We start from the raw sequence: 22,441 nt of genomic DNA, 5'->3' as shown, positions 1-22,441 counted from the left end.
TCAATCAAACGCCGAGCGACTTCAGCTTGCGGTGCAGAGCCGAGCGCTCCATGCCGACAAACTCCGCCGTGCGCGAGATATTGCCGCCGAAGCGATTGATCTGCGCAATCAGGTAGTCCTTCTCGAACATTTCGCGCGCTTCGCGAAGCGGCAGCGTCATGATGTGATAGTCGTTCTTCGCCGAGACTTTCGGAAGCATGTCGCCGAGGTCGGTCGGCAGCATTTCCGCCGTAATAGGCGCATCAGGGCCGTCCGAACGGGCGAGAATCATCAGCCGCTCAATGTTGTTGCGGAGTTGGCGGATGTTGCCCGGCCAATCATGGGCCTGCAGCACGGCCATCGCGTCATCGCCGATCCGGCGCGGGCGGATGCCGGCCTGCTCGGAGATCTGCCGCATCAGTTGGTCGACTAGGAACGGAATGTCCTCGCGCCGTTCGGCGAGTGCAGGCACGCGCACCGGTACGACGGCAAGGCGATGATAAAGATCTTCCCGGAACCAACCCTCGGCGATGCGGGTCTCCAGGTTGTAGGCTGTCGACGATATGATCCGAACATCGACCTTCACGCGCTTGGAACCGCCGACGCGCTCGAACTGCTGATCGACGAGAACACGCAGGATCTTGTTCTGCGTCTCTCGCGGCATTTCGCCGACTTCGTCCAGGTAGAGAATGCCGCGGTGCGCCTCTTCCAAGGCGCCGATCTTGCGCGGCTGGCCCGGAGAGCCTTCCGTACCGAAGAGAGCGATCTCCATGCGGTCGGGCGTGATGTTGGCGGCGTTCAGCGCCACGAATGGGCCGTTTGCACGCGTCGACTTCTTGTGGATCATACGCGCGACGAGCTCTTTGCCGGAACCCGACGAGCCGAAAATCATGATGCGGCTGTTGGTGGGCGATACCTTTTCGATCGTCTGGCGGAGCTGCGAGACTGCAACGGAGGTACCGATAAGCTCGACCGGATCGCCGGCCTTGCGCTTCAGTTCAGAGACTTCGCGCTTGAGCTTTGAATTCTCAAGCGCGCGCTCGGCGATGAGGATCAGTCGGTCGGCCTTGAACGGCTTTTCGATGAAATCGAAGGCCCCTCGCTTGATCGCCGACACGGCGGTCTCGATGTTTCCGTGGCCGGAGATCATGACAACAGGAATGTCCGGGTGCCGTGTCTTTATCTCGTCGAGCAACGCCAGACCGTCGAGCTTGCTGCCCTGCATCCAGATGTCCAGAAAGATCAGCCGCGGGGCGCGATCGGAGATCGCAGCCAGCGCACTGTCGCTATCATGTGCGGTGCGGGTCTCATGTCCTTCATCAGACAGGATACCGGAGACGATCTCGCGGATGTCGTGCTCGTCATCGACGACCAGAATATCAGAGGCCATAAACGCTTTCCTTGTCACTTGCGGCCAGGGCGGACGGCGCGGCTTCCAGACGTGGCAGTTGCACGCGGATCATAGCCCCTCTTCCCTGGTCGAAATCAGCGGGCGCATCGTGAAGTTCGAGCTGCCCGCCATGTTCCTCAATAATCTTCTTGACGATCGCTAGTCCGAGGCCCGTGCCCTTCTCGCGCATCGTCATGTAGGGTTCCAGAATTCTGTGGCGGTTCTCCACCGGTAGACCGCGACCGTTATCAATCACATCGACGGTAAAGCGGTCGCGTACCGGGTCGAGCGAAGCTCTTACCAGGACCTTGCGCTCGTCGCGTTCTCCGCTCGGCACCGCCTCGATCGCTTCAACCGCATTCTTGATCAAATTGCCGAAGGCCTGACCAAGCATGCGGCTGTCGAACTGCCCTTCCAGCGGCTGGTCACCCAGTTCCTGCAGGAAGTTCACATGACTATTGCCCATCTCGCGCAGGAACACGGCATCGTGCAGGATCTTGCGCAGATCGCTTGGCTCCTTGGTCGGCTTCGGCATCCGGGCGAAGGAAGAGAACTCGTCTACCATGCGGCCGATGTCGCCGACCTGCCGGATGATCGTTTCCGTGCACTGATCGAAGACGCTGCGGTCATCCTGGTTGATCTGTTTGCCATAGCGGCGCTGGATGCGTTCTGCTGACAGCTGAATCGGCGTCAGCGGGTTCTTAATCTCGTGGGCAATACGGCGAGCGACGTCGCCCCATGCGGTCGAGCGCTGCGCGATGACAAGGTCAGTAATGTCATCGAGCGTAATGACATAGGATTCGCTCATGTCGCGCACTTCTTCGCGCGTGACCTGCACGCTGAGCGTCCGGACGGTCCCGGCTCGGACAAGGGCAATCTGCTTGCGGAAATCGCCGCGGTAGCGGGATGCGGCTTCCGTCAGGACCTGGTCGACTTCAGGTGCGATCTCGGAGAGTTGCTTGCCGAGCATCTCTGAGGCCGAGAGGGCCATCAGCGCTTCCGCCGAACTGTTGACGATTGTGATCCTGCGGTCGTGCTCGACGCCGATAACCGAGGCCGTGACGCCGGAAAGGACCGCTTCGATGAAGCGTCGACGGTCGTCCACCTCATCCTTGGCCTCCAGAATTTCATCACGTTGCGTGCGAATTTCCGAGATCATCTTGTTGAAAGTACGTGACAAGTTGGCAACGTCGCCGTCCACAGCATGAACGGGAACAATGATATCCATGTTGCCAGAAGCGACACTGTCGGCGGCTGTAATCAACAAGCGGATCGGACGCACGATGCGGTCGGCGACGGCGATTGCTGTCCAGATGGCGGCCAGCAGAACGATCAAGGCAAAGCCGATGTACAGAACCGCGAAGGCGATCTGCAGCGAGAAGCGCCCCGCCTCCATCGATTTGTACTCGGTGGCGTTCTCCTCCATCATCCGCATGGCGCCCATAACCTTCGGGTCCACGGCGCGAACAGTGTAGAGAAACGCCCCATCGATCGCCTCAAGCTTGATGATGGCGCCGACGAGGTTGGTGATGCCTGGCGGGATCAGGGTCGGCTGTCCGGCGGCCGCCTTATCCAGAGCGTCCTGAGGAATCGCCGGCAATGGCTTCTCGGTCTTGATATCGGCCTGAATGATCACAGAACCGTCAGACTGGACAAGGAAGGCGCCAAGAAGCCCGCGTCCACGGGCCTGCCGAGTCATAAGGTCGGAAAAGCCCGTGCGATCGAGATTGAACAGCGCTCGGTTGCGTTCGAGGTCATTCGCCATCGACACCGTCTGGCCTTGCAAGTAGCTCGCATTCTCCATCATGTAGGCCTGCCCGATATTGCGGGAGGAACTGATGATCGACTGCGTCCGAAGCGCAAACCACCGGTCGAGGCCGGCGTTCAGCGTGATGCTGGCGAAGATGGCGACGAGGATCGCCGGAGTGATCGCGACGATCGAGAAAAGTACAACGATGCGGATGTGAAGCCGCGCCGCCGCTCGCCCGCGTTTGCGTGCCTTGAGCAGGCGAGAGACCTCGCGCGCGATCAACGCCATTAGGCCGAGCACGAAGAACGAGTTCACGACGACCGAGGTGACCACGACGTGATAGGTCGGCGCGATAGGTGTCAGCCCCAGCAGCACGAACAGCGTCAGCGTGGCGCAGAGAAGCGCACCACCGGCAAGAATCAGGCCCGGCAGCGCAAACAGGGCACGGCGATCGGTCACTGCCGTGACAGCTTCGCCTTCCGCCGGCGGCGGCACTGCATCCTGTTCCATTCGCTTAATTCTCCTGGCGGCAGACACTCGCTTCCGCCGCTCCCGCGGACAGGCGCGGAAACCGTCAGCCTGCCTGTGCGACAACAACCCGTGTCGTTGCGCTCTTAGACAGCTGCGAAAACCCGAGCCCCATGCGTGACTTCTAAGCAACGCATTGTGGCGAAAATGCAACGTCGCCGGTCACATTGTCAAGCAGTTCGGGAGCTTCTATACACCGATACGCCCAGCTCTCTGATCTTCTTGCGCAGCGTATTGCGGTTCAGTCCCAAGAGATCGGCAGCCTTGATCTGGTTCCCGCGCGTCGCGGTAAGGGCAGCAAGAATCAGCGGGTACTCCATTTCCGTCAGCACACGGTCGTAAAGTCCCGGCGGCGGCAGGCCGTCGCCGAAACCGGCGAAGTATGTCCGCATGTTTTCTTCAACAGCTTGGGCGATCGTCATGTTGCCATTGCGGATCGGCCCCTTGTCGATAGGGCTGTCGGGCACATCCGACCGAAGCTCGGCTTCGATGATTTCCCGGGTGATCACATCCTGTGGATAAAGTGCCATCAGCCGCCGAATGAGGTTCTCCAGCTCGCGCACGTTGCCCGGCCAGGCATAGGCCTTCATCAGATCGAGCGCTTCCTGATCGAAACGCTTGGAGCCAAGTCCCTCCTTTTCCGCCTGCTGGACGAAGTGGCGCACCAGATCCGGTATATCCTCGGCACGATCACGCAGCGGCGGCAGACGCAGTGGAACAACATTCAGGCGGTAGTACAGGTCCTCGCGGAAAAGCCCCTGATTGATCGCCTGCTTCAAGTCCTTGTTGGTCGCCGCGACGATCCGAACGTCGGTACGGATCGGCGTGCGCCCCCCGACTGTGGTGTATTCGCCCTGCTGCAGGACGCGTAGTAGCCGCGTCTGAGCGTCCATCGGCATATCGCCGATTTCATCGAGGAACAGCGTGCCGCCTTCTGCCTGCTCGAAGCGGCCGGTGGAACGTGTCTGGGCGCCCGTGAATGCACCCTTCTCGTGGCCGAATAGCTCGGATTCGATCAGGTCGCGCGGAATTGCAGCCATATTGATGGCGACGAACGGTCCGTTGCGGCGCTTGCCATAGTCATGCAGCGCCCTCGCCACAAGTTCCTTGCCGGTACCAGATTCGCCGGTGATCATCAGCGTCAGATCGGTCTGCATCAGGCGAGCAAGGACGCGGTAGATTTCTTGCATCGCCGCCGAACGACCGACAAGCGGCATACCGTCCTGCATGTCCTCGTCGAGCTTGGCAGGTTTACGCTTCGGCTCGGCCAGCGCACGGCCGATGATACCAATCAGTTCGGTCAGATCGAACGGCTTCGGCAGATAATCGTAGGCGCCCTTCTCGGAAGCCTTGATCGCTGTCATGAACGTGTTCTGGGCGCTCATGACGAGGACCGGGAGATCGGGACGCGCTTTCTTGATCCGCGGCAACAGGTCAAAAGCATTCTCGTCCGGCATTACGACATCGGTCACGACAAGATCGCCTTCACCCGCCGACACCCAACGCCAGAGCGTGGCGGCGTTGGAGGTAATTCGCACGTCATAGCCGGCGCGGCTCAGAGCCTGATTAAGCACGGTACGAATTGCCGCATCATCATCCGCGACGAGGATCGTTGCTGTCATCGAGTAGGTCCTGTGGGAGTTATGGTCGTTGCGTCGTCCATCGATGCGTCCTTGGAGGCCGGCATCAAGACGCGGAATGTCGTGCGGTTGTTCTGGCTGTCGCATTCAATGATGCCGCCATGATCACCGATAATCTTCGCGACGAGCGCGAGGCCAAGCCCACTGCCGTTCGTCTTCGTCGTAATGAATGGATCAAACAGATGCGGCAGGAGGTCAGCTGGCACGCCGGGACCGTTATCCTGAACACAAAACTCCAGCGGCAACGAGATCTTTTCGCGGGTCCCGGCGACCGACAGACGAATGCCGGAGCGATAAGCCGTCGTTAAAACGATCTCGCCATCCGGGCGATCGCCCACAGCCTCAGCGGCATTCTTTACGAGATTGAGGAACACCTGCACGAGCTGATCACGGTTTGCGTAGACCGACGGCAGCGACGGGTCGTAGTTCTCGGTAATCCGGAGGTGCCGCGCAAATCCGGCCTTCGCCACGGCCTTCACATGATCGAGAACGGAGTGAATATTGACTGGTATCCGATCAACGGGCCGCTCGTCCGAGAAGACCTCCATACGATCCACGAGCGAGACGATGCGGTCGGTTTCGTCGCAGATCAGCCGCGTCAAAGCGCGGTCGTCATCAACGACCGATTGCTCCAACAGCTGTGCCGCACCGCGAATGCCAGACAGCGGATTCTTGATCTCATGCGCCAGCATAGATGCAAGCCCGGTGACCGAGCGGGCCGCCGCGCGATGCGTCAGCTGCCGATCGATCTTGTCCGCCATAGATCGCTCCTGGAAGACAATCACGACGGAACCCGGATCGCTGACAACAGGGGCAACATACAGATCGACGAGCTTGTCCTGCCCGAGGCGCGGGGAGCTGAGGTCGACACGATACTCGTTGATCGGCGCCCGCCGTTCGCGAACCTGATCGATCAAGGCCAGCAGCGGACTGCCGAACGGAATGAAGGTCGAGATCTTGTAGCGGGCAAGGTGGGCGGCGCTTGCACCGAAGAAGGCCTCCGCCTCCCAATTCGCGAAAGCGACGAGGCCGGCCTCGTTCACCATCACGACCGGATTCTGGATCGCATTGAGTACAGCGATCGCAACTGCGCTACCGCCGTTGTCGATCGACGATGGCACGTCATTCGTCATGCAGCCTCCCGGGTCTGCGTGTTCGATGCCGCAGCCATCAATGCCTCGTAAAACCTTGCAGCTACCTCATCGGGCTCGCGCGCGGTCATGATCGCGGCCTTCTCCTGCGCAGCAAGACCAGGCGCGAAACGTTCGAGATACCAGCCAAGGTGCTTCCTTGCATGGCGAACGGCAACTGCCTCACCGTAGAACTCGAGCATCATTCTGTAATGCTCGGTGGCGATGTCGGGGACTTCCCACACTTCCGGCGCCGTCTTGCCAGCCAGTACGCCGGCATGCCATGGCCTGCCCTGACAGCTTCTGCCAATCATGACGGCATCGGCTCCCGAGCGACGCAGGATCTCATGTGCATCTTCGACGGTTTCGACATCGCCGTTTGCAACCAGGGGCACCGCAATGGCATCGCGAACCGCGCGGATCGCATCCCAGTCGGCCCGGCCTTCGTAGAACTGCATGCGCGTGCGGCCGTGGATGGTGATCAACTGGACGCCAGCGTCTTCTGCTCGACGTGCGATATCGGGCGCGTTGATTGAATTCTCGTCCCAACCGAGCCGCATCTTCAGAGTTACGGGAACGCTGACCGCCTTGACTGTCGCCTCAATGAGGCTGAGGGCATGGTCAGGATCGCGCATCAAGGCGGAGCCGGAGTAGCCACCAATCACCTTTTTGGCGGGGCATCCCATGTTGATATCGATGACGTCGGCGCCATGATCGGCAGCGATCTTCGCAGCCTCGGCCATCCAATGCGCTTCACGGCCAGCGAGCTGCACCATGTGGGGCTCAAAACCCGCGCTTTCGAGGCGCGCCCATGATTCGGCAGTGCTATTGACCAGTTCACGGCTCGCAACCATTTCCGTGACCACAAGCCCGGCGCCATAACGCCACGCCAGCTGCCGGAACGGCATGTCCGTCACGCCGGACATAGGGGCCAGAACAACACGGTTCCTGACTTCCACAGGTCCAATCCGCAAAGGTGAAGCGAGGTCAAAGTCCAGCAATTGATTATCTTTCAGGCACGCCGAATGCGTGCACTATTTTTAGACAGGTTTGAATGGCTTGCCAAGAGGGCAGTGCGCGAATTGATATTTTTCGGGCAAATGCTGGAATTCGGTGCGCCAAGCCGCTAAGCACCGACTGCAAAGTCGCGCTTTGAGGATTTATGCCGCAAATGCATCAAAAGCAACCAGCAATAGGTGTTGTCGTTGTCGCGGCCGGACGCGGCGAGCGCGCAGGCGCGTCGGCAGAGGGCCCGAAGCAGTATCGGGCGATTGGCGGTAAGCCTGTGATCACGCACACACTGGAAAAGTTCGCCAGCTGGGAGCTTACCCGCCACATCGTCGTGGTCATCCATCCCGACGACGAGGCCCTGTTTGCCAAGGCCGCCGCTCAACTCCAGTCCGGCACGCAGATCGAAGCTATTCACGGCGGCGCAACGCGACAGCAATCCGTTTTGGCGGGACTGCGCCATTTGCGCGGCAAGAACCTCTCGCATGTTCTGATCCACGACGCCGTGCGGCCTTTCTTCGATCATGCGCTTCTTGATCGCATCGCCGGCTTGCTCTCGGAGGGCGTGCCGGCAATTCTCCCCGCCATGCCCGTTTCCGACACGCTGAAGCGAGCTGATCTCGACGGAACGGTACTCGATACCGTTTCCCGCTCTCACCTCTACGCAGCGCAGACGCCGCAGTCCTTCGCCTTCGAGCCGATCCTCGCCGCCCACGAGAAGGCGGCTGCCGCAAACCTCACCGATTTTACCGACGACGCCGCCATTGCCGAATGGGCCAGCCTGCCGGTGCGCATTATCGAGGGACTGGCGGACAATGTAAAACTGACGGTCAAACGGGACATCGCCATGGCAGACAGCAAACTTTCAGGACAGGCACTTCCGGATGTGCGCACCGGCAACGGTTACGACGTCCACCAGCTCGAGGCCGGCGACGGCGTAACGCTCTGCGGCGTGTTCATTCCGCACGACCAAAAGCTCAAGGGCCACTCCGATGCGGACGTGGCTCTGCACGCCCTCACCGATGCATTGCTTGCCACTTGTGGCGCGGGCGATATCGGCGATCATTTCCCACCATCGGATCCGCAATGGAAGGGTGCACCGTCTCGCATCTTCATCGAGCACGCGGCCAAGATCGTGCGGGAACGCGGCGGCACAATCATGAACGCCGACGTGTCGCTGATCGCAGAGGCGCCGAAGGTCGGGCCGCATCGCGACGAGATGCGCGCCAAACTGTCCGAGTTTCTCGGCATCACCATCGACCGATGCTCGGTGAAGGCAACGACGAACGAGACGATCGGCTTTGTCGGTCGGCGCGAGGGTATCGCGGCGATCGCCACCGCAACGGTCGTCTATCGGAGCTCCTGAGATGAGTATCTTCCCTGACGATATCATCGTGCAGGCAGAGGCAATCATTCGCGACTTCGCAGCCTCGGGCCTGATGGTCTCGATGGCGGAATCCTGTACCGGCGGGCTGATTGCCGGCGCCTTGACTGAAATTTCAGGATCGTCTGCTGTCGTGGACAGAGGTTTCGTCACCTACACGAATACCGCCAAGATGGAGATGCTTGGCGTGCAGGCGGAAACGCTGATCCGGTTCGGCGCAGTCTCGGAAGAGACGGCGCGGCAGATGGTGCATGGGGCCCTCTTCCGCTCCCGCGCAGCCATTGCGGTCGCTGTCACCGGAATTGCCGGGCCCGGCGGTGGATCGGCTGAAAAGCCGGTAGGCCTTGTCCACCTAGCCGCGAAGTCGCGCGCGGGCGGCCTTATCCATCGGAAGATGCTCTATGGCGACATCGGTCGCGCTGAAGTACGGCTTGCGACGGTCAGAACCGCGCTCAGCATGATCCGGGAACTGGCTCAGCCGTAGATCTTCGTCGCCCGCGTTTCGAAGGCTTCCGAGAACATCCGGAAGGCGCGATCGAACATCGAGCCCATGACCGCGCCCAGGATGCGGCTCTTGAACTCGTAGTCGATGAAGAAGTGGACGTTGCTGCCCGTAGCCGTATCCTCGAAGCGCCAGCGATTGTCGAGATAACGGAATGGCCCGTCGATATATTTGACCTCGATGACGCGTTCGGCCCGGTTCAAAAGCACCTGCGTCGTGAAAGTCTCGCGAATCGCCTTGTAACCGACTGTCATATCGGCGATCAGCAGAACCTTGCCGTCACGCTCCTTGCGACTGCGAATGCTCAGCGCCTCGCAGAGCGGAAGGAATTGCGGATAGTGCTCGACGTCGGCGACGAGGTCGAACATCTGATCGGCAGAATGCGGGACGGGGCGATGCGTTTCGAACTGAGGCATGACCGGCAGTTAAGTGGGAGCGCCGAGAAGATCAAGAAGATGGTTCACCTCCCGCCGGCTTTTCAGCTGAAAAACCGGGACATCTCGCCCGTGCTTGTCTAATCCCGCGATCACAAGAGGCGCGAACTGCTTCTCGAAGGTCCAGATGTACGTCAGGAATTCCCGGTCCGGCAGGCGCTCCAGGCATCCGGGCGCCATGTCCGGCCGCGTTCTGCCGAAATGGAAGAATGCGCGCTTGCAGATACCCCAGAGGCAAAGCCAGCGCGGCATTCGCACCCAGACAACGAACTCTACGCGCGGGACGCGAAGATCGAAAGTCGATGGGCCGGTTCCGTCCATCAGCCACCGTTCGCCAGCGACAACCTCGGTGATCAGGCGGCGCTCTTCGTCCTTCGAGCGCTTGACCCATCCCGGCAGCCAGAAGAACTCCCTATCCATGGAGAAATAGGGAAGATCGAGCCTGCGGCTGATCTTCCGCGACAAGGTACTTTTGCCGCCCCCGGAGCAGCCGATGATCATGATGCGCGCGGACTGCCGGAGTACATTGGCGGCTTTCCGCGTATCGTAGATGTAAGCCGGCATTTCTCGTCGCCTCCGCAAACAAAAAGCCGCGGGGAAAATCGCCGCGGCTTTCGAAAAATGCAAGCGCTCGTTGATTATTCCGCTGCGATCAGCAGCTTTTTCTCGCGTGCGGCCTTCAGGCGCGCGAAATCATCGCCGGCATGATGCGACGAACGGGTCAGCGGGCTCGAAGCCACCATCAGGAAGCCCTTGGTGTAGGCAACCGTCTCGTAGGATTTGAACTCGTCGGGTGTGACAAAGCTCATGACCCTGTGATGCTTGCGGGACGGCTGCAGGTATTGGCCGATCGTCAGAAAGTCGACGTCGGCGGTCCGCAGGTCGTCCATCAGCTGCAACACTTCGTTTCGCTCTTCGCCGAGGCCGACCATGATGCCTGATTTGGTGAACATGGTAGGGTCCAGCTCCTTCACGCGCTGCAGCAGGCGGATGGAGTGGAAATAGCGGGCCCCGGGGCGGACCGTCAGGTAGTTGCCGGCGACCGTCTCCATGTTGTGATTGAACACGTCGGGCTTGGCGGCAACGACGCGCTCGAGGGCGCCGGGTTTCTTCAGGAAGTCAGGTGTCAGGATCTCGATGGTGGTCGTCGGCGACGCTGCACGGATCGCCCAGATCACCTTTTCGAAATGTTCGGCACCACCGTCCTCCAAGTCGTCGCGGTCAACCGACGTGATGACCACATGGCTGAGGCCCATCTGCTTGACGGCCTTTGCGACGTTCTCGGGCTCGGCCATATCGAGTGCATTCGGCTTGCCAGTCGAGACATTGCAGAAGGCACAGGCGCGCGTACAGATCTCGCCCATGATCATGAAAGTCGCGTGCTTCTTGTCCCAGCACTCGCCGATATTGGGGCAGCCGGCTTCCTCGCAGACGGTGACGAGCTTGTGCTCCTTCACGATCGAGCGCGTTTCCGCGTATCCCTTGGAGGTCGGTGCCTTGACGCGGATCCAATCCGGCTTGCGCATGACTTCCTGATCGGGCCGATGGGCCTTTTCCGGGTGCCGCACGCGCTTTTCAGCGTCTGGATTCATCCTGTCGAGAATAGTTACCATCAATAACCTGCCTTCAAACCGCCGGAAGCGGCCTCTTTCGTCAGCGTCTGACGAGTTTTGCCAGAAATAGCAAGATACAAGAGCCTATGAAACCCGTCACAAGGTAACCCAGCCAACCGCTGGCGACATAGATCCCGGCGCGGGTAAAGATCGCACTGGCGATGACCGCGCCCACTATGCCGATGATAATGTTCATCAGAACGCCGAAACGTATGCCCATCAGAATGCCCGCGAGCCACCCCGCCAAGCCCCCGATGATGACCGTGGCAATCCAACCTACGCCTTCCATCCTGCCCTCGCCCCTTTACGCTATCGCCCTTGCAATCAGAACCACGATGATGGCCCCGACCGTCGCGTGAATGATCTGCACCACCAACGCATTGTCGATACCGAGCGATATGCCGAGCGCGTTGAAGAGAAAGCCTCCGACGAACGCGCCGATAATGCCGCTCAGCAGGCACCGTATCAATCCGCCTCCTCCGACGACCAGACTGGCGAGGAACCCCGCCACCAGGCCGATCAGGAGAAAGATAAGCAGTGCCTGCGTACCCATAGACATGATGATTTCCTTTCGCTTTTTCCAGTCCGGGATCGGATGGGATCCAATCCGTCATAGAGAGCGGAAAAGGAAACTATCAAGCGTTCAGCACACGACCATAAGCGTCCAGAACCGCTTCCTTCATGGTTTCGGAAACCGTCGGATGCGGGAAGATGGTGTGCATCAATTCTTCTTCGGTCGTCTCCAGGTTCATGGCGACGACGAAGCCCTGGATGAGTTCGGTGACTTCGGCGCCGACCATGTGCGCACCGAGCAGTTCGCCGGTCTTCTTGTCGAAGATCACCTTGCAGAGACCCTGGTCCTCGCCAAGCGCGATCGCCTTGCCATTGGCGGCAAAGGAGAAGCGGCCGACGCGGATGTCACGGCCCAATTCCTTGGCCTTGGCTTCGGTCAGGCCGACGGAGGCTACCTGCGGGTGGCAATAGGTGCAGCCGGGGACCTTGCCCTTGTCCGTCGGGTGAACGTTCGGGAGGCCGGCGATCTTTTCGACGCAGACGACACCCTCATGCTCTGCCTTGTGGGCGAGCATCGGCGGGCCGGCGACGTCGCCGATGGCGTAGATGCCCGCGATATTGGTCTTGCCGTAGCCGTCGATGACGACGCAGCCGCGGTCGGTCTTGACGCCGACGGCCTCGAGACCGAGGTTTTCAATATTGCCCTGCACGCCGACGGCCGAGATCATACGGTCGGCGGTGATTTGCTGGACCTTGCCGTCAGCCGTCTCGACATGCGCCGTCAGGCTGTCGGCAGCCTTTTCGATCTTGGTGACCTTGGCGCTGGTCAGGATCTTCATGCCGCGCTTCTCGAGCTGCTTGCGGGCGATCGCCGTGACTTCGACGTCCTCGACCGGCATGATCGTCGGCATGACCTCGACAACGGTGACGTCGACGCCCATCGAGCGATAGAAGCTGGCGAACTCGATGCCGATGGCGCCAGAGCCCATGACGATCAGCGACTTCGGTAGGGCCGCCGGCTTCATCGCCTCGAAATAGGTCCAGATCAGCTTGCCATCGGGCTCGATGCCCGGCAGCGCGCGCGGGCGTGCGCCCGTGGCGATGATGATGTGCTTGGCGTTATAGGTGCCCTCACCCTTGATGTTCTTCGGAACCGGGTTCTGCGGCTCGACGACGGGTTTGGAGGACTTGCCGACGACGATTTCGCCGGGTTTGGTGATCTTGGCTTCGCCCCAGATCACGTCGACCTTGTTCTTCTTCATCAGGAAGCCGACGCCGCCGTTCAGCCGTGCCGACACGCCGCGCGAGCGGGCGACGACAGCCTTGACGTCGGCAGTCATCTTGCCTTCCAACACGAGGCCGTAATCCTTGGCGTGATTGGCATGGTCGAGAACCTCGGCCGAGCGCAGCAGCGCCTTGGTGGGGATACAGCCCCAGTTGAGGCAGATGCCGCCCAGATGCTCGCGTTCGACGATCGCGGTCTTGAGGCCAAGCTGGCTGGCGCGCACGGCGGCGACATAGCCGCCGGGGCCCGAACCGATGATGATGACGTCGTAATTCTCAGCCATGTTTTCCTGCCTTTGTTATCGGGCGTCGCGGGTGAGAAGCACCCACTCGTGTTTCCTGCCGTTTTCGAAGAAGGCCACGGCATTCGCTCGCGCCGCTTCCGAAAATCCATTCTTCTTGTAAAGCGACAGAGCCGCTTCGTTGTAACCTGCAGTAATCAGGCTGACCGGGGCGCTTCCCGCCCGCTCAATCTGATCACTAAGAAGCCGTCGACCGATCCCGATGCCTCGCAAATGGCTGTAGACACCCAGCGTTCCGATAAACCAGCTTCCCAACACCATTTTCTGCAGATCGATGACCGGCTTCAGCGCCGGGCGGTCCGCCTCAATATTCCGTATGCCTTCGTCGAGGCCGTAGCCGATCGCCGCTCCCGCGATCTCGCCATAGGCTTCGGCAATCACCGCGTCGCTCCAGTTGCCCTGCCCCTGGTCTCCGCTCAGCTTCTGCCGTCCTCGCTCCATCGGCGTATCGCAGCCGCCGTTTCCGAGCTCAGAGAGCCGCAGCCAGGAAGCAAACCCATGCGATGCGATATCCGTGAGCATAGCCAGCTCCGTCGCATCTTCCCGCGTCGCAGGACGAAGCGAGACGAAGGATCCCATGCTCAAAGCCCCAGCATCATCCGCACAGTCGATTCCATGCCGCGCCCGAGAGCGCGGGTATTGTCCGCATCGAGGTGAATGCCATCGACCGGTGTCGTCTTCGCCACCGAATTGCCGTCAAAGAAGCCGCATCCGAGCTCGTCCGCGAGGTCGCGATAGAGGGTCGGCAGCATTGCCGATTCCTCGATGCCGCCGACGAACGACGCCGCAAAGGGCACATTCGCCGTGTCGCGGATCTTCGGCGGTGCCACGATCAGGATGTCCGGTCCATCGAATTCGAAGGGCCAAGCGTGGTTACGGATCAACCGCACCAGCCGGGCGATGCCCTGGCAGGCGGCAAAGGCCGACCCCGCCACGACGGGCTTCATGTCGTTGGTACCGAGCAGCAAAATGACGAGATCAAGCGGCGCATGGCTCTGCAGAATCGTTGGCAGAATGCGTGCGCCGTTCCGGTCGCAGTCGGCGAGATGGTCATCGAAGGCGGTGGTTCGCCCGTTCAATCCTTCGGCGATGATCCGCACTTCGTTGCCGAGTGCCGCCTGAAGCGCACTTGGCCAACGATCCTTGTAGGCATGACGTCCGATCGTATCGGCGTCATAGCCCCAGGTCAGCGAGTCACCATAGCAAAGAACGGTCTTCGTCATTTCCGCCTCCGCCGTTGTCTCAGACAAGCATGCCCATCGGGTTCTCGATGTAGCCCTTGAACGCCTGCAGCAGCTCCGCACCCAGCGCGCCATCGACGCAGCGATGGTCGGTCGACAGCGTGACGGTCATCACGGTTGCGACAGCCAGCTGACCGTTCTTGACCACCGGGCGCTGCTCGCCTGCGCCGACCGCGAGGATCGTTGCATGCGGCGGGTTGATGACGGCTGCGAACTGCTTCACGCCCATCATGCCCATGTTGGAGACCGACGAGGTGCCGCCCTGGAACTCTTCCGGCTTCAGCTTGCGGTCCTTGGCGCGCTTGCCGAGGTCGCGCATCTCGTTGGAGATCGCCGACAGGGTCTTCTCCTCGGCCTTGCGGATGATCGGGGTGATCAGGCCGCCAGGGATCGAGACAGCAACACCGACGTCGGCGTGCTTGTGCTTGACCATGTTGGTTTCAGTCCAGGAGACGTTTGCATCCGGAACATCGCGCAGAGCCAGCGCCATAGCCTTGATGACCATGTCGTTGACCGACAACTTGTAGGACGGCGCACCATCCTTGCGGGGTGCAGCGTCGTTGAGCTGGGCACGCAGAGACATCAGCGCGTCGAGCTCGCAATCCACCGTGACGTAGAAGTGCGGCACGGTCTGCTTGGACTCGACGAGACGCTTGGCGATGACCTTGCGCATGCCGTCATGCGGCACGAGTTCGTAGGAGCCCGGTTCGAAGAGCTTGAGCACGGTCTCGTCGGAAGCACCCTTCGGGGCAGCGGCCGGAGCCTGTGCAGCAGCCTGCGGCGCAGCGGCAGCCGGGGCCGCCTTGGCGCCACCACCTGCAACGGCGGCTTCAACGTCGCTCTTAACGACGCGGCCATGCGGGCCGGAGCCCGCAATCGCTGACAGGTCGATCCCCGCGTCCTTCGCCAGACGACGAGCGAGCGGCGAGGAAAACGTGCGATTGCCACCAGCTGAAACCGCAGCAGGTGCCGCGGCCGGAGCCGGTGCCGCAGCAGCCGGAGCCGGGGCGGCCGGTGCTGCTTCCGCCTTCGGAGCTTCAGCAGCCTTCGGCGCCGGAGCAGCAGAGCCCGCACCGCTTGCGGCAGCGGATACGTCTTCACCATCGGCAGCAAGAACGGCGATCAAGGCATTGACCTTGACGCCTTCCGTGCCGGCAGGAACAACGATCTTGGCAATCGTGCCCTCATCGACGGCTTCGACTTCCATCGTCGCCTTGTCGGTTTCGATTTCCGCAATGATGTCGCCTGACTTTACCGTGTCGCCTTCCTTGACGAGCCACTTGGCCAGATTGCCTTCTTCCATCGTCGGAGAAAGGGCAGGCATCGTGATGTTGATAGGCATCGAAATACCCTCCCCTTGTTACTTGTAGCAGACCGCCTTCACGGCCTGCACGACTTCGTCGACGCTCGGCAAAGCGAGCTTTTCGAGGTTTGCGGCGTAAGGCATCGGAACGTCCTTGCCGGCGATCGTGAGAACCGGCGCATCGAGATAATCGAAGGCCTGCTGCATGACGCGGGTGGCGATTTCGGTACCGACTGAGTTCTGCGGATAGCCTTCCTCGACGGTGACGAGGCGGCCGGTCTTCTTGACCGATTCGATCACGGTCGGAAGGTCCATCGGGCGCAGCGTGCGCAGGTCGATCAGCTCGGCATCGATGCCGATCTTCTCAAGTTCGGCGACGGCCTTGGTGGCATAGGTCATGCCGATGCCGAAGGAAACGATCGTGACGTCCTTGCCCGGACGGTGAATGCGGGCCTTACCGATCGGCAGAACGAAATTATCGAGCTTCGGCACGTCGAAGTGCTGACCGTAGAGGATTTCGTTTTCGAGGAAGACGACCGGGTTCGGATCGCGGATGGCGGCCTTGAGCAGGCCCTTTGCGTCGGATGCCGTGTAGGGCATGACGACCTTGAGGCCCGGGATCTGGCTGTACCAGGCCGAGTAGTCCTGGCTATGCTGGGCGCCGACGCGGGCAGCCGCACCGTTCGGGCCACGAAACACGATCGGAGCACCCATCTGACCGCCGGACATGTAGAGCGTCTTGGCGGCAGAGTTGATGATCTGGTCGATTGCCTGCATGGCGAAGTTGAAGGTCATGAACTCGACGATCGGCTTCAGACCGGACATGGCAGCACCGACGCCGACGCCGGCAAAGCCGTGCTCGGTGATCGGGGTGTCGATGACGCGGCGGGCGCCGAATTCCTGAAGAAGACCCTGGGTGACCTTGTAGGCGCCCTGATATTCGGCAACTTCCTCGCCCATGACGAAGACGCTGTCGTCAGCGCGCATTTCTTCGGCCATGGCATCGCGAAGCGCTTCGCGAACGGTCATGGAGACCATTTCGGTGCCGGCCGGAATTTCCGGATCGTTTGGCACAGCGGCCTTCGGCTCGGCCGGAACCGGAGCAGCGGCGGCAGGCTTTTCTTCCGCCTGCGGAGCGGCTGCGGCAGGTGCGGGCTGAGCAGCAGGTGCAGCCGAGATGTCGGATGCCGATTCACCGTCCTGAAGCAGGACCGCGATCTTGGCATTGACCTTCACGTTTTCGGTGCCGGCCGGAACCAGCAGCTTACCGATGACGCCTTCGTCAACGGCTTCAACTTCCATCGTCGCCTTGTCGGTTTCGATTTCGGCGATCACGTCACCAGACTTGACGGTGTCGCCTTCCTGCTTGAGCCACTTGGAAAGTGTGCCTTCTTCCATCGTCGGAGAGAGGGCGGGCATGAGAATATCGATTGGCATGGGTCGTCCCTCCCCGATTAGAGCAGAATGTCAGTGTAGAGCTCGGATGCATCCGGCTCGGGATCGGACTGGGCGAAGTCTGCGCTGTCGGCAACGATATCGCGGACGTCCTTGTCGATCGCCTTGAGATCGTCTTCCGATGCCCAACCCTTCTCCAGCAGGCGCGCACGCACCTGCTCTATCGGATCCTGCTCCGAGCGCATCTTCTGCACTTCTTCCTTGGTGCGGTACTTCGCCGGGTCGGACATGGAGTGACCACGATAACGATAGGTCAGCATCTCGAGGATGATCGGGCCCTTGCCGGAGCGGCAATGCTCGAGGGCTTCGTCGGCTGCAGCCTTGACCGCGCGGACATCCATGCCGTCGACCTGAATGCCGGGGATGCCGAAGCCGGAACCGCGGAGCGAGTAGTTCGACTGCGCGGTTGCGCGAGCGGTCGAGGTACCCATGGCGTAGCGGTTGTTTTCGACGATGTAGATAATCGGAAGCTTCCAGAGAGCAGCCATGTTGAAGCTCTCGTAGACCTGGCCCTGGTTCGCAGCGCCGTCACCGAAGTAAGCGACGGAAACGCTGTCGTTGCCGCGATACCGGTTTGCAAAGGCAAGACCTGTTCCGAGCGAGACCTGAGCGCCGACGATGCCGTGACCGCCGTAGAAATGCTTCTCTTTCGAGAACATGTGCATCGAGCCGCCCTTACCGTGCGAATAACCGCTGCGGCGGCCGGTCAGCTCGGCCATGACGCCACGCGCGCTCATGCCGGTTGCCAGCATGTGGCCGTGATCACGATAGGCCGTGATGACCTGGTCGCCTTCCTTCTGCGCCATCTGCATGCCGACGACGACAGCTTCCTGGCCGATATAAAGGTGACAGAAACCGCCAATGAAGCCCATGCCGTAAAGCTGGCCGGCCTTCTCTTCGAAGCGGCGGATCAGCAGCATATCGCGATAAGCGCTGAGCTCTTCATCACGCGTGAAATCGGCAACAGGACCACCATTGGTGGCCTTGTTTGCCGGCTTTGCGCTAGTTTTACGGCTGGAAACGGTCGCGGTTTTTCGCGGCGCCATTCAACCCTCCCTATGGGTTTGTCGGTTCTTTGGTTGGGCGTACCATAGGGAAGAAATTTCGCCACAGCAATGCCATAAATGCATGGCTCGTATTCACCAGCAAGCCACTGATAAATAACACTTTATTTGAATTAACTAAATTCCAGTTAATTGGAATAGTGATTGAATATGACGATCTCATCGGCACGAGAAACATTAAGCTGAAGACGCGCTTTCTCGTCCAGCATATCCTTGTCCATCGAACCGTCACTTAGCAGCGCGACCTGCTTTTCGAGATGCTCGCGCTTGCCTTTCAGAACCGCCAACTCCCTCTCACGCGCTATCCGCTGGCGCTCGAACCCTTCGGTTGCCCGCAGACCATAATCACCATGAATGCAATGATAGCCGAAGTAGGAAAGAAACGCGACCGTCATGGCTGGAACCACGAAACGACCGATCTTTTTCTTCTTGTGATGCTTTGTCCACATAAACGCACGCTCGAACGCATTACCTCGATGCGCTCAAGACTACCGGGCAGAGATTAACTGTCCGTTGACTATGAAAAATCAGGCAAGAAAAAACCCGCGCCTTTCGAAGGCGCGGGTCGAAGTGGTTAAAATCAGCCGCAATTAGCCGCGGATGATCGAGCGACCGGCATAGCGGGCCTGCGGGCCAAGACCTTCTTCGATGCGGATCAGCTGATTGTACTTGGCGAGGCGGTCCGAGCGCGACAGCGAGCCGGTCTTGATCTGACCGCAGTTGGTGGCAACCGCGAGGTCAGCGATCGTCGAATCTTCGGTTTCGCCCGAACGGTGCGACATGACCGCGGTGTAGGCTGCCTTGTGCGCGGTGTTGACGGCATCGAGCGTTTCCGTCAGCGAGCCGATCTGGTTGACCTTGATGAGGATCGAGTTGGCGACGCCCATCTTGATACCGTCGCGCAGGCGAGCCGAGTTGGTGACGAAGAGATCGTCGCCGACCAGCTGGACCTTCTTGCCAGCGAGATCGGTCAGAGCCTTCCAGCCGTCCCAATCGTCTTCGGCCATGCCGTCTTCGATCGAGATGATCGGATACTGGGCAGCGAGCTGAGCAAGGTATTCGGCCATGGCGCCCGGCTCCAGCGTGCGACCTTCGCCTTCGAGCACGTACTTGCCGTCCTTGAAGAATTCGGTCGAGGCGCAATCGAGGCCAAGGCAGATATCGTCGCCAGGCTTGTAGCCGGCTTTCTCGATCGACTTCATGATGAAGTCGAGGGCTTCGGGGGCGCTCTTCAGGCCCGGCGCGAAACCGCCTTCGTCGCCAACGTTGGTGTTGTGACCCTGGGCCGACAGTTCCTTCTTGAGGACGTGGAAAACTTCCGAGCCCATGCGAACGGCTTCGCGGATGGAATCAGCGCCAACCGGAAGGATCATGAACTCCTGGAAGTCGATCGGGTTATCGGCATGCGCGCCGCCGTTGATGATGTTCATCATCGGAACCGGCAGCAGGTGAGCGGAAGCGCCACCGACGTAGCGGTAGAGCGGCAGTCCGGCAGCCTGGGCAGCAGCCTTGGCAACAGCAAGCGACACGCCGAGGATGGCGTTGGCGCCGAGGCGCGACTTGTTCGGCGTGCCGTCCAGCTCGATCATGATGTTGTCGATCTGGATCTGGTTTTCGGCATCGATGCCGCCGATGGCGTCGAAGATTTCCGTGTTGGCGGCTTCGACAGCCTTTTCGACACCCTTGCCGAGGTAGCGCTTGCCACCGTCGCGAACTTCGACGGCTTCATGCGCGCCGGTCGACGCGCCCGACGGAACCGCCGCGCGGCCCATGCTGCCATCTTCCAGATAGACATCGACTTCGACGGTGGGGTTGCCACGGCTGTCGAGAATCTCGCGGGCGATAATGTCGGTAATTGCGGTCATCGGCTTTTCCTGCTTGAGGGTGGATAAATCGTTTGAAATCCGTCTTAATCGAAGATGCGCAAATTACAATGGCGCTTTGCGCATGCTTCGCAGCGACGTTCGTGCGTGGCCTATTACACGAACATGTCAGTCTTTTGAACGTCAGCTTTTCGCGATCGCGTCGAAGGCCAGGAGCTTTTCGAGAAGCCTCGGCATGTCCTTGAGATAGACCATGTTCGGACCGTCAGACGGCGCGTTGTCAGGATCTTCGTGCGTTTCGACGAACACACCGGCGACACCGACGGCAACGGCCGCGCGCGCCAGCGTTTCCACGAATTCGCGCTGGCCGCCGCTGGAGCCGCCCTGCCCTCCGGGCTGCTGCACCGAATGGGTGGCGTCGAAAACAACAGGGGCGCCCATCGCCGCCATGATCGGCAGCGAGCGCATATCGGAGACCAGCGTGTTGTAGCCGAAGGAAGCGCCGCGCTCGCAAAGCAGGATATTCGGGTTGCCGCTGGAATTGAGCTTGTTCAAGACATTCTTCATATCCCAAGGGGCAAGGAACTGGCCCTTCTTGACGTTGATTGTGCGACCGGTTTTGGCGGCTGCGACCAGCAGGTCTGTCTGGCGACTGAGAAAGGCCGGGATCTGCAGGACGTCGACGACCGTCGCCACCTCGGTGCACTGCTCCTCGGTATGGATGTCGGTCAGGACAGGAAAACCGTATTCCTTCTTGAGGTCGGAAAAAACCTCCAGCGCCTTATCAAGGCCGATGCCGCGCTGGGCGGAGAGCGATGTCCGGTTCGCCTTGTCAAAGGAGGACTTGTAGACAAGGCCGATACCAAGCTTGTCGCAAAGCTCCTTCAATACACCGGCGACCATGAACGCATGCTCGCGGCTCTCCATCTGACACGGTCCGGCAATCAGCGACAGCTTGCCGGTATTCGAAAAGGTGACGCGACCGGCGCCTTCGCCGACCGCGACTTCGGAATTTGTCTGGCTCATCGTTTCTCCTCGAAGGCGAAGAGCGCACCCTGCCCGGGCGCTGCCTTCACCAGAATTCGATTGTTCTTGCGCGTGTAGGTCATCCCGTTAGCAGCCAAATGCGCTTCTGTCACGGCGAGATCACCGACCTTGAAAACAACGGCAACGCCGCGCAGGCCGCGATCGTCTGAGGGTGCAGAAATATCGAAGTAGGCATCCAGTCCATCGGGGGACAGAACGATGATCCTGGCGTTGGGCGTTGCAACACTCACACCAAAGGCCTCGTTGATCACCGTCAGGCCGTGCGCCGCGGCGCGCACAAATGGTGCAAACGCCTTTGGGTCCGGCGCGCCAAGAACGATCTCCGCGATCCCGCCCACGCCATTTGGGTGCACTTGCAGTGCCCTTCGATCGGCAGGCAGCGGATTGACCCTCTGGCAGGTGAAAAAAAAGAAATCAGGTGCGCGCAGGTCAACTGCGAACGCGAGTTTGAATGCAGCAGTGGCTTCCGAGCCGTCGGGCATCTTCATCGGCCGCTCGAACTGCAGCATCTCACCGCCGTTGATCTTCTCCGCAAGGAATCTAGCGTGGTCGCGGTCGGCGTCCCCCGTCGCGAAGACCACTGCGGACAGTCCATCCTCGCCGCATCGAAACCGAAAGGCACGGTCACGCGCGGTGAAGACGTTGCCCTTCCTCGCCGACGCCTCGTGCAGTTCGAGGCTGGCGACGCCCAGCGGCTCCAGATAAGTTTCGTCGGCGAAGAAGATACAGGCGTTCTCTGTTCCGAACGGGTGACGCGCATCTGGCGCGACGGTGAATCCCAGCATTCCGAGGCGCTCGCGCGCAAGCCTGATGTTGGACACCGGCAGCACAATGTGGTCCAGCGGATGTGCTTCGCTCATGGCAAACTCCCCGGGGATTTGCGAAGATGTGCGCCGGGCAAGAGAACAATGCAACCCCCTTCTCCGCATTCACTCAAAAGCGACGCAAAAACTGAACAAGTTGCAGGCAAGTTTTACGAAAATTTAGGTACTTGCAGAACACATATGGAACATATAGTGTCTGTTCTGGCTTTGTTTCACAACTCTGGGGT

22 protein-coding genes are annotated in these 22,441 nt (G+C 60.4%); 2 read left to right on the top strand and 20 right to left on the bottom strand.

What is annotated here, in order from left to right; all coding sequences use genetic code 11:
• Positions 1 to 4: 4 nt before the first annotated feature.
• The 5 genes from FHT97_RS21560 to dusB form a co-directional block, all read right to left on the bottom strand.
• Positions 5 to 1,369: a sigma-54 dependent transcriptional regulator gene (locus FHT97_RS21560; RefSeq protein ID WP_183756917.1), complete on the bottom strand. Its 1,365-nt coding sequence runs from the start codon at positions 1,367 to 1,369 to the stop codon at positions 5 to 7.
• Positions 1,359 to 3,629, bottom strand: coding sequence for a PAS domain-containing sensor histidine kinase (locus tag FHT97_RS21555; RefSeq protein ID WP_183864196.1), 2,271 nt, complete (start codon positions 3,627 to 3,629; stop codon positions 1,359 to 1,361). Before FHT97_RS21555 ends, FHT97_RS21560 begins: the two co-directional genes overlap by 11 nt.
• Positions 3,630 to 3,817: 188 nt before the next feature.
• Positions 3,818 to 5,269, bottom strand: coding sequence for a nitrogen regulation protein NR(I) (gene ntrC / locus FHT97_RS21550; RefSeq protein WP_016553855.1), 1,452 nt, complete (start codon positions 5,267 to 5,269; stop codon positions 3,818 to 3,820).
• On the bottom strand, positions 5,266 to 6,420 hold the full coding sequence (locus FHT97_RS21545) for a nitrogen regulation protein NR(II) (protein ID WP_183864195.1): 1,155 nt from the start codon (positions 6,418 to 6,420) through the stop codon (positions 5,266 to 5,268). Before FHT97_RS21545 ends, ntrC begins: the two co-directional genes overlap by 4 nt.
• Positions 6,417 to 7,433 (bottom strand): tRNA dihydrouridine synthase DusB, encoded by a 1,017-nt coding sequence (dusB, locus tag FHT97_RS21540; RefSeq protein ID WP_183864226.1) that lies wholly within the window; start codon positions 7,431 to 7,433, stop codon positions 6,417 to 6,419. The genes FHT97_RS21545 and dusB overlap by 4 nt, the downstream gene beginning before the upstream one ends.
• A gap of 146 nt (positions 7,434 to 7,579) precedes the next feature.
• On the opposite strand from dusB, the gene FHT97_RS21535 reads away from it, so the two are divergent.
• Positions 7,580 to 8,791, top strand: coding sequence for a bifunctional 2-C-methyl-D-erythritol 4-phosphate cytidylyltransferase/2-C-methyl-D-erythritol 2,4-cyclodiphosphate synthase (locus tag FHT97_RS21535; RefSeq protein ID WP_183864194.1), 1,212 nt, complete (start codon positions 7,580 to 7,582; stop codon positions 8,789 to 8,791).
• A gap of 1 nt (position 8,792) precedes the next feature.
• Complete coding sequence (locus FHT97_RS21530; protein ID WP_183864193.1) at positions 8,793 to 9,293, top strand: CinA family protein; 501 nt, start codon at positions 8,793 to 8,795, stop codon at positions 9,291 to 9,293.
• Here FHT97_RS21530 and FHT97_RS21525 read toward each other — a convergent pair.
• From FHT97_RS21525 to FHT97_RS21455, 15 genes are all read right to left on the bottom strand, one after another.
• Entirely contained in the window at positions 9,284 to 9,727 is a 444-nt protein-coding gene (locus FHT97_RS21525; RefSeq protein WP_113363054.1) for a type II toxin-antitoxin system RatA family toxin, read from the bottom strand. The genes FHT97_RS21530 and FHT97_RS21525 overlap by 10 nt on opposite strands.
• 9 nt (positions 9,728 to 9,736) lie before the next feature.
• Positions 9,737 to 10,309: an AAA family ATPase gene (locus FHT97_RS21520; protein WP_183864192.1), complete on the bottom strand. Its 573-nt coding sequence runs from the start codon at positions 10,307 to 10,309 to the stop codon at positions 9,737 to 9,739.
• A 74-nt stretch (positions 10,310 to 10,383) separates the two neighbouring features.
• Complete coding sequence (lipA, locus tag FHT97_RS21515; protein WP_183864191.1) at positions 10,384 to 11,358, bottom strand: lipoyl synthase; 975 nt, start codon at positions 11,356 to 11,358, stop codon at positions 10,384 to 10,386.
• 40 nt (positions 11,359 to 11,398) lie between these two features.
• The gene (locus tag FHT97_RS21510; RefSeq protein ID WP_183756923.1) at positions 11,399 to 11,647 is read right to left on the bottom strand and encodes a GlsB/YeaQ/YmgE family stress response membrane protein; all 249 of its coding nucleotides are present in this window, start codon (positions 11,645 to 11,647) and stop codon (positions 11,399 to 11,401) included.
• A gap of 15 nt (positions 11,648 to 11,662) precedes the next feature.
• Positions 11,663 to 11,917 (bottom strand): GlsB/YeaQ/YmgE family stress response membrane protein, encoded by a 255-nt coding sequence (locus FHT97_RS21505; RefSeq protein ID WP_007790427.1) that lies wholly within the window; start codon positions 11,915 to 11,917, stop codon positions 11,663 to 11,665.
• A 76-nt stretch (positions 11,918 to 11,993) separates the two neighbouring features.
• Positions 11,994 to 13,439 (bottom strand): dihydrolipoyl dehydrogenase, encoded by a 1,446-nt coding sequence (gene lpdA / locus FHT97_RS21500; protein ID WP_183864190.1) that lies wholly within the window; start codon positions 13,437 to 13,439, stop codon positions 11,994 to 11,996.
• Positions 13,440 to 13,454: 15 nt separating this feature from the next.
• Complete coding sequence (locus FHT97_RS21495) at positions 13,455 to 14,036, bottom strand: GNAT family N-acetyltransferase (protein ID WP_183864189.1); 582 nt, start codon at positions 14,034 to 14,036, stop codon at positions 13,455 to 13,457.
• A gap of 2 nt (positions 14,037 to 14,038) precedes the next feature.
• Positions 14,039 to 14,680 (bottom strand): SGNH/GDSL hydrolase family protein, encoded by a 642-nt coding sequence (locus FHT97_RS21490; protein WP_183756927.1) that lies wholly within the window; start codon positions 14,678 to 14,680, stop codon positions 14,039 to 14,041.
• 19 nt (positions 14,681 to 14,699) lie between these two features.
• A complete protein-coding gene (locus tag FHT97_RS21485) occupies positions 14,700 to 16,040 on the bottom strand; it encodes a pyruvate dehydrogenase complex dihydrolipoamide acetyltransferase (RefSeq protein WP_183864188.1) in 1,341 nt (446 codons plus the stop codon).
• Positions 16,041 to 16,058: 18 nt separating this feature from the next.
• Entirely contained in the window at positions 16,059 to 17,438 is a 1,380-nt protein-coding gene (locus tag FHT97_RS21480) for a pyruvate dehydrogenase complex E1 component subunit beta (RefSeq protein WP_183864187.1), read from the bottom strand.
• 17 nt (positions 17,439 to 17,455) lie between these two features.
• Positions 17,456 to 18,502 (bottom strand): pyruvate dehydrogenase (acetyl-transferring) E1 component subunit alpha, encoded by a 1,047-nt coding sequence (pdhA, locus tag FHT97_RS21475; RefSeq protein ID WP_016553840.1) that lies wholly within the window; start codon positions 18,500 to 18,502, stop codon positions 17,456 to 17,458.
• Between the two features lie 146 nt (positions 18,503 to 18,648).
• Positions 18,649 to 18,969, bottom strand: coding sequence for a septum formation initiator family protein (locus FHT97_RS21470; RefSeq protein WP_007532419.1), 321 nt, complete (start codon positions 18,967 to 18,969; stop codon positions 18,649 to 18,651).
• 141 nt (positions 18,970 to 19,110) lie between these two features.
• Complete coding sequence (gene eno, locus FHT97_RS21465) at positions 19,111 to 20,385, bottom strand: phosphopyruvate hydratase (RefSeq protein ID WP_037127725.1); 1,275 nt, start codon at positions 20,383 to 20,385, stop codon at positions 19,111 to 19,113.
• A gap of 141 nt (positions 20,386 to 20,526) precedes the next feature.
• Entirely contained in the window at positions 20,527 to 21,369 is an 843-nt protein-coding gene (gene kdsA, locus FHT97_RS21460; RefSeq protein WP_183864186.1) for a 3-deoxy-8-phosphooctulonate synthase, read from the bottom strand.
• On the bottom strand, positions 21,366 to 22,250 hold the full coding sequence (locus FHT97_RS21455; protein WP_183864185.1) for a VOC family protein: 885 nt from the start codon (positions 22,248 to 22,250) through the stop codon (positions 21,366 to 21,368). Before FHT97_RS21455 ends, kdsA begins: the two co-directional genes overlap by 4 nt.
• Positions 22,251 to 22,441: the final 191 nt, after the last annotated feature.

Origin of the sequence: Rhizobium sp. BK399 (genome assembly GCF_014194695.1) — a bacterium.
In the GTDB taxonomy this organism is placed as follows: domain Bacteria; phylum Pseudomonadota; class Alphaproteobacteria; order Rhizobiales; family Rhizobiaceae; genus Rhizobium.
This window is presented reverse-complemented; position numbering and strand designations above follow the sequence as displayed.

Excerpts from the sequence above, each read along its gene's own strand:
- kdsA (WP_183864186.1), bottom strand. The coding sequence starts at position 21,369 with ATGAGCCAGACAAATTCCGAAGTCGCGGTCGGCGAAGGCGCCGGTCGC.
- lpdA (WP_183864190.1), bottom strand. The coding sequence starts at position 13,439 with ATGGCTGAGAATTACGACGTCATCATCATCGGTTCGGGCCCCGGCGGC.
- ntrC (WP_016553855.1), bottom strand. The coding sequence starts at position 5,269 with ATGACAGCAACGATCCTCGTCGCGGATGATGATGCGGCAATTCGTACC.
- pdhA (WP_016553840.1), bottom strand. The coding sequence starts at position 18,502 with ATGGCGCCGCGAAAAACCGCGACCGTTTCCAGCCGTAAAACTAGCGCA.
- FHT97_RS21520 (WP_183864192.1), bottom strand. The coding sequence starts at position 10,309 with ATGCCGGCTTACATCTACGATACGCGGAAAGCCGCCAATGTACTCCGG.
- FHT97_RS21555 (WP_183864196.1), bottom strand. The coding sequence starts at position 3,629 with ATGGAACAGGATGCAGTGCCGCCGCCGGCGGAAGGCGAAGCTGTCACG.
- FHT97_RS21455 (WP_183864185.1), bottom strand. The coding sequence starts at position 22,250 with ATGAGCGAAGCACATCCGCTGGACCACATTGTGCTGCCGGTGTCCAAC.
- eno (WP_037127725.1), bottom strand. The coding sequence starts at position 20,385 with ATGACCGCAATTACCGACATTATCGCCCGCGAGATTCTCGACAGCCGT.
- FHT97_RS21560 (WP_183756917.1), bottom strand. The coding sequence starts at position 1,369 with ATGGCCTCTGATATTCTGGTCGTCGATGACGAGCACGACATCCGCGAG.
- FHT97_RS21510 (WP_183756923.1), bottom strand. The coding sequence starts at position 11,647 with ATGGAAGGCGTAGGTTGGATTGCCACGGTCATCATCGGGGGCTTGGCG.
- FHT97_RS21525 (WP_113363054.1), bottom strand. The coding sequence starts at position 9,727 with ATGCCTCAGTTCGAAACGCATCGCCCCGTCCCGCATTCTGCCGATCAG.
- FHT97_RS21495 (WP_183864189.1), bottom strand. The coding sequence starts at position 14,036 with ATGGGATCCTTCGTCTCGCTTCGTCCTGCGACGCGGGAAGATGCGACG.
- FHT97_RS21470 (WP_007532419.1), bottom strand. The coding sequence starts at position 18,969 with ATGTGGACAAAGCATCACAAGAAGAAAAAGATCGGTCGTTTCGTGGTT.
- FHT97_RS21480 (WP_183864187.1), bottom strand. The coding sequence starts at position 17,438 with ATGCCAATCGATATTCTCATGCCCGCCCTCTCTCCGACGATGGAAGAA.
- FHT97_RS21545 (WP_183864195.1), bottom strand. The coding sequence starts at position 6,420 with ATGACGAATGACGTGCCATCGTCGATCGACAACGGCGGTAGCGCAGTT.
- FHT97_RS21505 (WP_007790427.1), bottom strand. The coding sequence starts at position 11,917 with ATGTCTATGGGTACGCAGGCACTGCTTATCTTTCTCCTGATCGGCCTG.
- FHT97_RS21485 (WP_183864188.1), bottom strand. The coding sequence starts at position 16,040 with ATGCCTATCAACATCACGATGCCTGCCCTTTCTCCGACGATGGAAGAA.
- FHT97_RS21535 (WP_183864194.1), top strand. The coding sequence starts at position 7,580 with ATGCCGCAAATGCATCAAAAGCAACCAGCAATAGGTGTTGTCGTTGTC.
- FHT97_RS21490 (WP_183756927.1), bottom strand. The coding sequence starts at position 14,680 with ATGACGAAGACCGTTCTTTGCTATGGTGACTCGCTGACCTGGGGCTAT.
- lipA (WP_183864191.1), bottom strand. The coding sequence starts at position 11,358 with ATGGTAACTATTCTCGACAGGATGAATCCAGACGCTGAAAAGCGCGTG.
- FHT97_RS21530 (WP_183864193.1), top strand. The coding sequence starts at position 8,793 with ATGAGTATCTTCCCTGACGATATCATCGTGCAGGCAGAGGCAATCATT.